The organism is Pseudomonas sp. ML2-2023-6, assembly GCF_037055265.1.
GTDB lineage: Bacteria > Pseudomonadota > Gammaproteobacteria > Pseudomonadales > Pseudomonadaceae > Aquipseudomonas > Aquipseudomonas kulmbachensis.
The window spans coordinates 267557-280732 of record NZ_CP146347.1 but is presented as its reverse complement, the minus strand read 5'-3'; the positions used below and the strand labels follow the sequence as shown (position 1 = coordinate 280732).

Below are 13176 nucleotides of genomic sequence, written 5' to 3'. Positions count from 1 at the left end.
AGACAAAGGTCAGAAAGTTGGAGTTTAGAGGAACAGCCCGGGCCCCGGTGCACTTCCTTCGGGGAATCTGACGCCTACTTTGGCGATCTTGTTCCCGTCCATGACGGCGACGGTCCAAATGGTGTTGTTCCATTCCACCTGGTCGCCGACGACCGGAGCGCCGCCAACTTTCTGAGCAATAAAGCTGCTGAGTGGAATGTTGGGGTCGATGCCGTCCAGCTTCAGGCCGTACAAGGCCGATACAGCACCCAGTTGGGCGTCGCCTTCGAGCACAAAGTCGCCGAAGAAACGCAAATCCAGGCCGCGGCTCGGCGGCTGGCTGAACAGTTTGCCCAAGGCTGGCAAGTTGTGTTCGTGGCCGATCACGCAAAGCAGATCGCCAATTTCCAGCGTCGTACTACCCGACGGATGGAGCAGTTTTTGATCGCGAAACAGGGCTGCGATGCGGGTGCCATCGGGCATTTTCAGTTCCCGCAGGGCCGCGCCGATGCACCAGTTTTGTGCGTCGAGACGGTAAACAAACAATTCCCACTCGCTGGTGACATGCACTTCAAGGGCCGAACGGGAGACGGGGGCCAGGTCTGGCGGTACGGTCACCTTCAGCAGCTTGGCAACCCACGGCAGGCTGGTGCCTTGCACCAGAAGGGACACCAGCACGATAAAGAACGCCAGGTTGAAATACAGTTGCGCATTGGGCAGCCCGGCCATCAACGGGAATACCGCCAGAATGATCGGCACCGCGCCACGCAGGCCTACCCACGCGATAAAGGCTTTTTCACGGCCGTGGAAGGCCTTGAAGGGCAGCAGGCCCACCATCACCGACAGCGGACGGGCGAACAGGATCATCCACAGCGCCAGCGCCAGTGCCGGAATCGCGATAGGCAGCAGGTCGTGCGGCGTCACCAGCAAGCCAAGGACCAGGAACATGCCGATCTGTGCCAGCCAGGCCATGCCGTCGAGCATGTGCAAAATGCCGTGACGGCTGCGAATCGGGCTGTTGCCGATCACTAGCCCGCACAGGTAAACCGCCAGGAAGCCGCTACCGTGCAGGGCGTTGGTCAGGGAAAAGACCACCAGCCCGCCTGCGATCACCAGAATCGGGTACAGGCCGTTGGCCAGGTTGATCCGGTTGACCATTTGCAGCATCAGCCAGCCACCTGCCAGCCCGACTGCGCCGCCGATACCGAACTCACGCAGCAGATTTAGCAACAGGCTCCAGTGCAGACCGGTTTCGCCGCTGGCCAGCATGTCGATCAAGGTCACGGTGAGGAACACCGCCATCGGGTCGTTGCTGCCGGATTCGATCTCGAGGCTGGCGGAAACCCGCTCGTTCAAGCCCTTGCCACCCAGCAACGAGAACACCGCCGCCGCATCGGTCGAGCCGACAATGGCGCCGACCAGCAGGCCCTGGATCAGGTTGAGGTTGAACAGCCAGGCGGCCATCAGGCCGGTGAGCCCGGTGGTGATCATCACCCCCACCGTGGCTAGCGACAGCGCCGGCCATAACGCCACGCGGAAACTGGAGACCCGCGTGCGCAAGCCGCCATCGAGCAAAATCACCGCCAGGGCGAGGTTGCCCACCAGATAAGCGGTGGGGTAGTTGTCAAAAATAATGCCGCCGCCATCGACACCCGCCGTCATGCCCACCGCAAGGATGATGACCAAAATCGGGATGCCCAGACGCGAGGACAGGGAACTTACCAGGATGCTTGCACCTACCAGCAACGCGCCGATCAAGAACAGGCTGTTGATGGTCGTCGCATTCAAAGGCAGTACTCCAGGAAACTCAAAAAGACAGGGCGCAAACCAAACATGCAGTCTGCGTGCCAGCGATTCTAACCTGCGTTATTGGCGGGCTGTCAAAAAGGTTTTGAATGAATTTCAGCATGTGCTTTTTTGGTGCCACGCAGTTGATGATTTGGTTTTTTCTTACAGGGTAATGGGAATCTGACTGCATTTTTATGTTGGGCAAATTGTGTCTACTGCGACCTCCCACTTGTGCATGGATGTGATATGAACCCTGCAACTGCGGCTGACGGTACGTTAGTGGACAAAAAATCGCGGCCTGATGACGAGCGAAGCACGCTGTATGTCGTGTCTGTCACCAAGTTTATTTTGCTGTATGCGCTGACGGCGGGCGGGTACGTATTTTATTGGTCGTACCGTAACTGGGCGTCATATAAAGAAGTGAGCGGAGCACCGATCATGCCGTTGATGCGTGCCGTGTTCTGGCCGTTCTTTATTCTTTCGCTGTTTGACAAGGTTCAGAACGGCCTGGACATGACGGGGCGCTCATACTTCTGGCACCCGGAGACCCGGGGCTTATTGATCATGCTGCTGGTCATGTTCGCGGTGCTGGTGTCGCTGTTCTTTAACCGGCCTACGGATACGGTGTTTGTGTTTGTCGCCAACGTTGTGTTGATAGCCAGCTGCTGTGCGATGTTTGTCGAGGCTCAGCGTGCGATCAATATGCTGGGTGGCGACCCGCAGGGCAGCCACAACAGCGCGTTCACTTGCTCCAATGTTGTGTGGATGGTTGTGGGTGTGCTGTACATGGCCTTCGTTGCCTATCTCGTGTTTATGTTCGAAGGCTGATTTTTTGATGTAAAAAAACCGGGCAACCTTTTCAGGTGCCCGGTTTTTTATTGCCCGTTCAAACCATCAACCGATGGTCATCAAGCTCGCGTTACCGCCAGCAGCAGCAGTGTTGACGCTGAGTGCGCGCTCGATCACCAGACGTTCCAGAGCGATGTTGGTTTCGCCTTGGGACAGACCTTGCACGCCCACAATGGCGCCGGTGCGCTGGGCCACTTGCTGGCACACGTCGCGCAACTGATCGCAGTCGCCGTGGTGCAGTACGGCGTCGAAGATCACTTCGTCCTTGGTCCAGTCAGCCACCAGAGTGATGCGTGCTTGCACCTCTTTTGGCAAACGGGTGACCAAGGCCTTGGCCAGCTCGCTTTGCGGCAGTACAGCGGTGCTACCCACGGCCAGTACGGCAGCCAGTTGGGTCAGCAGGTCGCTTTCGACTTCAGCCAGGCACAGCACGTGTTCACGCGGCAAGATTGCGTAGCTGTTGCGCTCGCCGGTCGGGCCGTTGAGCAGGCGCGTAATGCCGCTTTGCGAGTGCGTAGCGTACTCGGTGCACAGTTCGGCCAGTGCTGGTTGCTGGTTGCTGGTGGCCCAGGCTTGCAGCGCGCTGAGCGGTTTGCTCATGGCGTCGCGGGCCTGGGTGTCCGGTGCGGTAATGGCGTCGACCTTGGCGAACGACTGCTCGATCGCATTGCTTGGGCGGGTCGACAGCAGACGGTACATGTACAGCGGACCACCGGCTTTAGGGCCGGTGCCCGACAGGCCTTCGCCGCCGAACGGTTGTACACCGACCACGGCACCTACGATGTTGCGGTTAACGTAGACGTTACCGGCATTGACGTTATTGACCACTTTGGCAATGGTTTCGTCGATGCGGGTGTGTACGCCCAGCGTCAGGCCATAACCCGAAGCGTTGATCTGTGCGATCAGTTGGTCGATGTCTTTGCGCTTGTAGCGCACCACGTGCAGCACGGGCCCGAAGATTTCACGTTCCAGCTCGTCGAAGCTTTCCAGTTCAATCAGGGTCGGCATGACGAAGGTGCCGCGTTTGCTCTCTTCGATATCGGCAATGGCCATCTGGTAAACAGTGCGCCCTTTATCGCGCATGCCCTGGATGTGTTGCTCGATCCCGGCCTTGGCTTCGGCATCGATCACCGGACCAATGTCCACGTTCAGACGTTCCGGGTTGCCCATGCGCGATTCGGCCATGGCACCTTTGAGCATTTCGATTACGCGGTCTGCAGAATCTTCCTGCAGGCACAGTACGCGCAGCGCCGAGCAGCGCTGGCCGGCGCTGTCGAAGGCCGAGGACACCACATCGATAACCACTTGTTCGGTCAGTGCCGAGGAGTCAACGATCATGGCGTTCTGGCCGCCGGTTTCGGCGATCAGCGGGATAGGACGGCCTTGAGCATCCAGGCGGCCTGCCACGTTGCGTTGCAGCAAGCGTGCAACTTCGGTGGAGCCGGTGAACATCACGCCTTTGACCCGATCGTCGCCGACCAGGCGTGCGCCCACGGTTTCGCCACGGCCCGGCAGCAATTGCAGCACGCCCTGCGGGATGCCTGCTTCGAGCAGGATGCGCACAGCCTGAGCGGCAACCAGCGGAGTTTGTTCCGCCGGTTTGGCCAGTACCGGGTTACCGGCAGCCAAGGCAGCAGCGACCTGGCCGCTGAAGATTGCCAGCGGGAAGTTCCATGGGCTGATGCAGACCACCGGGCCCAATGGGCGGTGGGCATCGTTGGTGAAGTCGTTGCGCGCCTGCACTGCGTAGTAACGCAGGAAGTCGACGGCTTCGCGCACTTCGGCAATGGCGTTGGCGAAGGTCTTGCCGGCTTCACGGGCCAGCAGGCCCATCAGTGGCTGGATCTCGGCTTCCATCAGGTCGGCGGCACGCTCCAGGATCGCAGCGCGTTCAGCGGGCGGGGTGGCCTGCCAGATCGGTGCGGCACTCAGCGCGCACTGGATGGCCTTGTCGGCGTCTTCAACAGTGGCTTCTTGTACATGACCGACCACGTCACGCAGGTCGGCCGGGTTGAGTACCGGTGCAGAGGCTTCGTTGCTGGAGTCGCAACCGAGCATCGGCGCGGCTTTCCAATCGTTGTGGGCAGTGGCCAGCAATGCACAGGACAACGACGCCAGGCGGTGTTCGTTGGACATGTCGATGCCGCTGGAGTTGGCGCGTTCGCTGCCATACAGGTCACGCGGCAGCGGGATACGCGGGTGCGGCAAACCGAAGCCGCCTTCCGTTGTAGCCATCTGCTCGATCTGGCTCACCGGGTCGGCCACCAACTGGTGGATCGCGATGGTGTGGTCGGCAATGCGGTTAACGAACGAGGTGTTGGCGCCGTTTTCCAGCAAGCGACGAACGAGGTAGGCCAGCAATGTTTCGTGGGTGCCAACCGGGGCGTACACACGGCACGGACGGTTCAGTTTGCCGTCGGAAATCTTGCCTACAACCTGTTCGTAAAGCGGTTCGCCCATGCCGTGCAGGCACTGGAACTCGTACTGGCCGGTGTAGTAGTTCTGGCCGGCGATGTGGTAAATCGCCGCCAGGGTTTGGGCGTTGTGAGTGGCGAACTGCGGGTAGATCGCTTCTGGAACGGCCAGCAGTTTTTTCGCGCAAGCGATGTAGGACACGTCGGTGTACACCTTGCGGGTGTAGACCGGGTAGCCTTCCAGGCCTTCGACCTGGGCACGCTTGATTTCGCTGTCCCAGTACGCGCCTTTCACCAGGCGGATCATCAGGCGATGACGGCTGCGACGAGCCAGGTCGATCACATAGTCGATCACGTACGGGCAACGCTTCTGGTAAGCCTGGATCACGAAACCGATACCGTTCCAGCCAGCCAGTTGCGGTTCGAAGCAGAGGCGCTCCAGCAGGTCGAGCGAGATTTCGAGGCGGTCGGCTTCTTCGGCATCGATGTTGAGGCCGATGTCATAGTGCTTGGCCAGCAGGGTCAGCGACAGCAGGCGCGGGTACAGCTCGTCCATCACGCGCTCGTACTGGGCGCGGCTGTAACGCGGGTGCAGGGCCGAGAGCTTGATGGAGATGCCCGGGCCTTCATAAATGCCACGACCGTGGGACGCTTTGCCAATCGAGTGGATGGCTTGCTCGTAGGACGCGAGGTACTTTTGCGCGTCATGTTCGGTCAGTGCAGCTTCGCCGAGCATGTCGTAGGAATAACGGAAGCCCTTGGCTTCAAAGCGCGTGGCGTTGGCCAGGGCTTCGGCGATGGTTTCGCCGGTCACAAACTGCTCGCCCATCAGGCGCATGGCCATGTCGACGCCCTTGCGGATCATCGGCTCGCCGCTTTTGCCGATGATGCGGCTCAGGGAGGAGGTCAGGCCTGCTTCGTTGTGCGTCGATACCAGCTTGCCGGTCAGCAGCAGGCCCCAGGTCGCGGCATTCACGAACAGCGACGGGCTGTTGCCCAAGTGCGGGTGCCAGTTGCCGGTGCTGATCTTGTCGCGGATCAGGGCGTCGCGGGTGCCTTTGTCCGGAATGCGCAGCAGCGCTTCGGCCAGGCACATCAGCGCCACGCCTTCCTGGGATGACAGGGAGAATTCTTGCAGCAGGCCTTGCACGATACCGGCACGGCCACCGGCGCTCTTCTGGTTGCGCAGTTTTTCGGCAATGGAGGCGGCCAGGGCTTGCGTAGCTTCAGCCATCGGGGCTGGCAGGCGGGCCTGCTCAATCAGCATCGGCACCACTTCGGGTTCCGGGCGACGGTAAGCAGAGGTGATCGCTGCGCGCAGTACCGATTGCGGCAGGATGCTTTCTGCAAACTCCAGGAAGCACTGATGCGCGTGATCGGCGTGTGCGTCGTCGGCGTCATCGCTGGCGCTGCCAGGGATACCGCTCAGCTCGCTAAGGGTTGCACCACCCTCGAGTTTCTCCAGGTAATTGAAGATTGCCTGCTTGATCAGCCAGTGTGGCGTGCGATCAATCGAGGTCGCGGCAGCCTTGAGGCGCTCGCGGGTTGGGTCGTCAAGTTTGACCCCAAGGGTGGTGGTAGCCATATTTTTATCCTCATGGGTGCCACATTTGCGTGGCAGCAGCTGGCGGCAAGATTAGCGCTGCGCCGGGAGAGGTGCAACCTAGTGCAACCCGTTTTTTTACAGATTGTTCGACACTTCGTCAGGAATATTTCAACACAGCCGAAAGGGTGCGTCGGCTTGGTGCTATTTCGATGGTTTTGCGCTGTTTTTGCTCCGAAAAGGAGCAAAAATACTGAATTGAGACGAAAAGGCGACAAGGTGCAACTTAGGTGATAGAAACTGGTTGCACCTTATTTGCTTTGTTGCATAGCATTCGCGCCCAAGGTGCAACCGGCTGCAGGTTAGATTTTTCTTCCTGCGTTATGGTTCATCAACTGATGATTTTCCTGGGGAAACGTCAGTCATAAATGCGCGGCAAGGTTAATCGTCTCAAACAGGACGTTTGTGAGCGTACGGCCAGACCGCCGCTAAACATAAAAACAATGCCAGGGCTTTTTAAATGAGTGTTAGTAACCCAACCCTGATCACATTCGTGATCTATATCGCGGCAATGGTGCTGATCGGCCTTATGGCCTATCGCTCCACCAACAACCTTTCTGACTATATTCTCGGTGGCCGTAGCCTGGGCAGTGTTGTAACTGCGTTGTCCGCTGGCGCCTCCGACATGAGCGGCTGGCTGTTGATGGGTTTGCCGGGCGCGATTTACATGTCCGGTTTGTCGGAAAGCTGGATCGCCATTGGTCTGGTGACCGGTGCTTATCTGAACTGGTTGTTTGTTGCCGGTCGCCTGCGGGTACAGACCGAACACAACGGTGATGCGCTGACCCTGCCGGATTACTTCTCCAGCCGTTTTGAAGATAAAAGCGGTTTGTTGCGGATTATCTCGGCCATCGTGATTCTGGTGTTCTTCACCATCTACTGCGCTTCCGGCATCGTGGCCGGTGCCCGTCTGTTCGAAAGCACCTTCGGTATGCCTTACGAAACTGCTTTGTGGGCCGGTGCTGCGGCGACCATTGCCTACACCTTTATCGGCGGCTTCCTGGCCGTGAGCTGGACTGACACCGTTCAAGCCACCCTGATGATCTTCGCGCTGATCCTCACGCCGATTATCGTGCTGCTGGCCACTGGCGGCGTGGACACCACGTTCCTGGCCATTGAAGCTCAGGATCCAAGCAACTTCGACATGCTCAAGGGTACTTCCTTCATCGGCATCATCTCGCTGATGGGCTGGGGTCTGGGTTACTTCGGCCAACCGCACATTTTGGCGCGTTTCATGGCTGCTGATTCGGTCAAGTCGATCGCCAAGGCGCGCCGTATCTCCATGACCTGGATGATCCTGTGTCTGGCCGGTACGGTCGCTGTGGGCTTCTTCGGTATCGCTTACTTCTCGGCACACCCGGAAGTAGCAGGCCCAGTGAACGAAAACCCTGAGCGTGTGTTCATCGAGCTGGCCAAGCTGCTGTTCAACCCATGGATTGCCGGTGTACTGCTGTCGGCCATTCTGGCTGCGGTCATGAGTACTCTGAGCTGCCAGTTGCTGGTGTGCTCCAGTGCCCTGACTGAAGACTTCTACAAGGCTTTCCTGCGCAAAAATGCATCCCAGATGGAACTGGTATGGGTCGGTCGCGCCATGGTGTTGCTGGTTGCGCTGATCGCTATCGCTCTGGCGGCCAACCCTGAGAACCGTGTTCTGGGTCTGGTGAGCTATGCGTGGGCAGGCTTCGGTGCTGCTTTCGGTCCAGTGGTACTGATCTCGGTACTGTGGAAAGGCATGACCCGCAATGGTGCGTTGGCCGGTATTCTGGTCGGTGCCTTCACCGTGATCGTGTGGAAGCATTTCGCTCTGTTCGGCCTGTACGAAATCATCCCGGGCTTTATCCTGGGCAGCCTGGCCATCGTGCTGGTGAGCCACACTGGCAAAGGCCCGACCAAGGGCATGATTGAGCGCTTCGATGCTGCTGAGAAAGACTTCAAGCTGAACCGCTGATCAGGTAAGCGCATGCGCTGACTTGAGGGTGTTCTAAAACGGCCTGTCTCCTGGTGAGACGGGCCGTTTTTTTTTGCCAGCGGGTTTTCACCGTATCTCGGAAAAACCGCCTGGCACCTGACGTCAGGATGTGTACAAGGTAAACTTCACCTCCTGCGCAGGAGCAACCATGAATTATCGTCACGCCTTCCACGCCGGCAACCACGCCGACGTTTTCAAACATATCGTCTTGACCCGCCTCATCGCCCTGATGTCGCGCAAAGAGCAGCCTTTTGCCTACCTCGATACCCACGCCGGTATTGGTTTGTACGACCTCAAGGGCGATCAGGCCAATCGTACAGGCGAGTATCTGGAAGGTATCGCACGGTTGTGGGGTCAGAAAGACCTGCCTGCGGTGACTGACGATTACATGCAGGTGCTGCACAAGATGAACCCGGATGGCGAGTTGCGCTATTACCCGGGCTCACCGGAGTGGGCTCGACGCTTGACCCGTTCCCAGGATCGCGTGCTGTTGAACGAAAAACACCCCGAAGATGGCGTGTTGCTCAAAGACAACATGAAGGGTGACCGCCGTGTTGCCGTGCATCTTGGGGAAGGCTGGCATGTGCCGCGGGCGCTGCTGCCAGTGGCCGAGAAGCGTGGGCTGATGTTGATCGACCCGCCGTTCGAGAAGCTGGATGAAATGAAGCGCTGCGCCGAATCGTTGAAAGACGCGATTAGCCGCATGCGTCAGACCGTTGTGGCGATCTGGTATCCGATCAAGGACAAGCGCCAACTGCGTCGTTTTTATCAGGACCTGGCGGGTTCAGGTGCGCCGAAACTGCTGCAGGTAGAGTTGTTCGTTCATCCGCTGGACACGCCCAACAGCCTCAATGGCTCCGGTTTGGCCATTGCCAACCCGCCTTGGGGTCTGGAAGAGGAGCTGCGTGAACTGCTGCCGTGGCTGGCCAAGAAACTGGGGCAAACCCAGGGCGGCTGGCAGATGGAGTGGTTGATCGCGGAATAACCTGTAGCAGCTGCCGAGCTTGCGAGGCTGCGTCCGGCGGCGTAGCCGTCGCAAAGTCAGAGTCTGCGTACTGTCAGTTGAATCGCATTCTATGAATTTACGATTGCTTCGCAACCGAACGCAGCCTTCGGCAGCGGCTACAGTGGGCGGCTTGGTGTTAGATCAAATCGGGCAGGTCACGCCCGTGCCGCCAATGCCGCAATAGCCTTGTGGGTTTTTCGCCAGGTATTGCTGGTGGTACGCCTCGGCGAAGTAGACCGTGGGGGCCTGTTCGATTTCGGTGGTAATGGTGCCCAAGCCAGCCTTGTCCAGCTCAGTCTGGAACACTTTTTTGCTCTCCAGTGCCTCTTCCAGTTGCTCAGGCGTGGTGCAGTAGATCACCGAGCGGTACTGGGTGCCGATGTCGTTGCCCTGACGCATGCCCTGGGTCGGGTTATGCAGTTCCCAGAACATTGCCAGCAATTGTTTGTAGCTGATGATCTCTGGCTCGTAGACCACCAGTACCACTTCGGTATGGCCGGTCAGGCCCGAGCAGACTTCTTCGTAAGTCGGGTTTGGCGTGTAGCCGCCTGCATAACCGACCACGGTGCTGACAACGCCTTCGCGTTCCCAGAACTTGCGTTCTGCGCCCCAAAAGCAGCCCAGACCAAAAATCGCAAAGTCCACATTTTTCGAGAATGGGCCCAGTAACGGCTCGCCGGTGACGTAATGGGTTTCGGGTAGCTGTACGTGGGTGTCGCGGCCCGGCAGGGCTTGTTCTTTAGTGGGTAGCACGTTTTTATTCACCAGGATTTCCGAGCGCAAGACCATGGTTCAAGTCCTCTGTCAGAGTGTAGGAAGTCAGGCCGCTGGGCCACGGGGGTAGCGTTTGAGCTTTTCTATCAATTCGCTGCCGGGGATCGGACGGTCGAACAGATAGCCCTGGCCCACATCGCAACGATGGCGGCGCAGGAATGCCAACTGTGCAGCGGTTTCAATGCCCTCGGCAACCACTTTGAGCTTGAGGTTGTGAGCCATGGCGATAACCGCTGAGGTAATTTCCATGTCGTTCTGGTTGTCAGGGATGTCTTTGATGAAGCTACGGTCGATCTTGATGATGTCGATCGGGAATTTTTTCAAGTAGCTGAGCGAAGAGTACCCGGTGCCGAAGTCGTCCATGGCCAGGGTCAAGCCGAGCTTTTTCAGCTGGTCGAGTTGCAGGCGGGTGTCGTCGGTGGCTTCCAGCAGCAGGCCTTCGGTCAGCTCCAGCTCCAGCAGTGCGGCCGGCAGCTGTTCTTCCTTGAGGATGCTCGCAATCGAGGCCACAAGGTCGGGGTCGGAAAACTGTTTGGGTGACACGTTGATCGCCACTTGCAGGTGGCCAAGCCCAGCCAGGCTCAGTTGCTTGCTCATGCGGCAGGCCTGGCGGGCGACCCATTTGCCAATGGGGATAATCAGCCCGGTTTCTTCGGCCACACTGATGAACTGGTCGGGGCGGATCATCCCGTTTTTGGGATGGTTCCAGCGCAGCAGGGCTTCCATACCCAACAGTCGCCCGCTGCGCAGGCACAGCTTGGGTTGATAGAACACTTCGAGTTCGTTTTGGGTCAGCGCGCGGCGCAGGTTGTTCTCGACAAACAGCTTGTAGCTGGCTTCGGCGTTCAAGGCTTCGGTGAACACTTGCACCTGATGCTTGCCGCAGGCCTTGGCCTTGTGCAGGGCCAGACCTGCGTTGCGCATCAGGGTTTGCGGGTCGCGACCGTGCAAGGGCGCGCAGGCAACGCCGACCGAACCGGTAACGCTGATCAGCTGGTTGTCGACGAACATCGGTTTATCGAGGGTCATCAGCAGTTGGCTGGCAATTTGCTGTCCGGTCGTCAGGTCGGTGTCGTCCAGCAATACCGCGAACTCATTACTGGCAAAACGCGCCAGGCAATCACTGGGGCTCAGGCTGTTGCGCAGGCGGCGGGCCAGGCTGATCAGTAGCTTGTCGCCGGTCTGGTGGCCGAGGCTGTCATTGATGCGCTTGAAGTTGTCGATATCCACCAGCAGCAGGCAGACCGAGGAGTTGCTGTTGCGGGTGAAGCATTCATCGAGGTTGCGGATAAAGGCCGGACGATTGCCCAGATTGGTCAGGTTGTCGGTATACGCCAGGCGTTCGATGCGCTGCTGCGCCAGCTTGGCGTCGGTGATGTCCTCGTAAATACCGATGTAGTGGGTCAGTTCTCGGTTGTCGCCATAGACCTTGGAAATCGACATCTGGCCCCAGTACGGTTCCAGGTTTTTACGCCGACTTTTGAATTCGCCCTGCCAGCTGTTGCCGTTGCTCAGGCTGGAGTGGGCATCGAACAGCAGTTCGCTGAGGTTTTCCAGTGCGGGCAGCTCGGACAGTTTGTGCCCCTGGACTTCCTCGGTGCTGTACTGGGTGATGGCCGTAAAGCTGGGATTTACGTACTCGACCACACCGTCGCAGTTGACCAGCAAGAAGGCGTTGGCGCTTTGCTCGACCGCACGCTGGAACAGGTGCAGGGCGTTGGTGGCGGTACGCCGATTATGGTTGTTGATGACCTGGGCAAACTGGTCGGCCAACTCACCGGCAAAGGCGATTTCATCGGCCTGCCAAGTGCGTGTCTTGCCGACTTGTTCCAGGCACAGCACACCGACCACCTGGCCATCGATACGGATGCCTGCGTCGAGCATGGCATTGGCTTCGGAGCGTCCCAGGCTGGCCACCAGCTTGCGGGTGCGCGGGTCGCGGCCAGCGTTCGGAGCATCGATCGCGCGGCTGGTGTGCAAGGCTTCGAGGTAGTCGGGGAATTGGCTGGCGTCGAAGGTGTCTTGCGCAGTATGGGCCTGGGTACCGCGCTGAAAAGCCGATACCGGCAGCAGTTGGCTGCCCTCGAGGTTCCACAGGCTGGCGCCGTCAATTTGATAAATATCACAGGCGCTGCGGGTGATCAGCTCGGCGGCTTCTTGCAGCGAGTTGTGCTGGCTGTATCGGTGGCGGGCCAAGCGCAGGATTAAATCCTGCTGGGCACGTACGCGCTCCAGGTGCTGGAGTTGTTCTTGCTGGGTACTCTGGTTGAGCGCCAGAGCGATTTGCAGGCGGCTATTTTGTGTTTCGAGTTCAACGACAGGGGCGGGCGACGGGCTGGTCTTGGGGTCTGCAATCACCAGTAAGTAGCCGCGCACCAGGTGCCGGTTGTGCTGCTTGTAAGCCTCGCCCAGCTCCATCAGGCTCAGTGGGCCGAAAGCGGTGTGCAAGGTGTAATGGACAATGTAATGGGACGAGGTTCTGAGCTGGTGTTCAATTGCATCGTGCAAGCGATAGCGAGCCAGGGGCTCCATCAGGCTGGCGTAGGGTGAGCCAACCAGCGCGCACAGCTCTGCCGCGGGCATGCCAAATTGGCGCTCGCAGTGAGGGTCGAGGTAGAGCATGGCCCAGCTGGCTTCATTCAGCCGTTCGAAACGCAACATGCCGAGCCTGGAAGGCACGGGTAGCTGGGTCACGACCTCGGCTGCCATACGGGGGGCAGCATCGGGTTGGCTTTTCATTGGGGCACTCGCTTCACAAATGCGGATTGCGCACGGGCAGTCACCCTGTTTCTGT

At 58.9% G+C, this 13176-nt stretch carries 7 protein-coding genes; 3 read left to right on the top strand and 4 right to left on the bottom strand.

The features are described 5' to 3' along the window. Nucleotides 1-24 precede the first annotated feature (24 nt). Nucleotides 25-1767 carry a potassium/proton antiporter gene (locus V6L79_RS01140; protein WP_321834918.1) on the bottom strand — a complete coding sequence of 581 codons (1743 nt, stop codon included), beginning with the start codon at nucleotides 1765-1767 and terminating at the stop codon, nucleotides 25-27. Between the two features lie 246 nt (nucleotides 1768-2013). Here V6L79_RS01140 and V6L79_RS01135 point away from each other — a divergent pair, with 246 nt between their 5' ends. Further along, complete coding sequence (locus V6L79_RS01135) at nucleotides 2014-2595, top strand: hypothetical protein (RefSeq protein ID WP_338579703.1); 582 nt, start codon at nucleotides 2014-2016, stop codon at nucleotides 2593-2595. Between the two features lie 66 nt (nucleotides 2596-2661). Here the strand turns inward: V6L79_RS01135 and putA are convergent, their stop codons facing one another. After that, nucleotides 2662-6615: a trifunctional transcriptional regulator/proline dehydrogenase/L-glutamate gamma-semialdehyde dehydrogenase gene (gene putA, locus V6L79_RS01130; RefSeq protein ID WP_261740034.1), complete on the bottom strand. Its 3954-nt coding sequence runs from the start codon at nucleotides 6613-6615 to the stop codon at nucleotides 2662-2664. 478 nt (nucleotides 6616-7093) lie between these two features. Between putA and putP the strand changes: the two genes are divergently transcribed. Next, entirely contained in the window at nucleotides 7094-8581 is a 1488-nt protein-coding gene (gene putP, locus V6L79_RS01125; RefSeq protein ID WP_261740033.1) for a sodium/proline symporter PutP, read from the top strand. A gap of 169 nt (nucleotides 8582-8750) precedes the next feature. After that, nucleotides 8751-9587, top strand: coding sequence for a 23S rRNA (adenine(2030)-N(6))-methyltransferase RlmJ (locus V6L79_RS01120; protein ID WP_016783239.1), 837 nt, complete (start codon nucleotides 8751-8753; stop codon nucleotides 9585-9587). A gap of 162 nt (nucleotides 9588-9749) precedes the next feature. Here V6L79_RS01120 and msrA read toward each other — a convergent pair whose 3' ends face one another. Together msrA and V6L79_RS01110 are read right to left on the bottom strand one after the other, a co-directional pair. Then, on the bottom strand, nucleotides 9750-10397 hold the full coding sequence (gene msrA / locus V6L79_RS01115) for a peptide-methionine (S)-S-oxide reductase MsrA (RefSeq protein WP_261740032.1): 648 nt from the start codon (nucleotides 10395-10397) through the stop codon (nucleotides 9750-9752). 30 nt (nucleotides 10398-10427) lie between these two features. Continuing rightward, nucleotides 10428-13121 carry an EAL domain-containing protein gene (locus V6L79_RS01110; RefSeq protein ID WP_338579702.1) on the bottom strand — a complete coding sequence of 898 codons (2694 nt, stop codon included), beginning with the start codon at nucleotides 13119-13121 and terminating at the stop codon, nucleotides 10428-10430. Nucleotides 13122-13176: the final 55 nt, after the last annotated feature.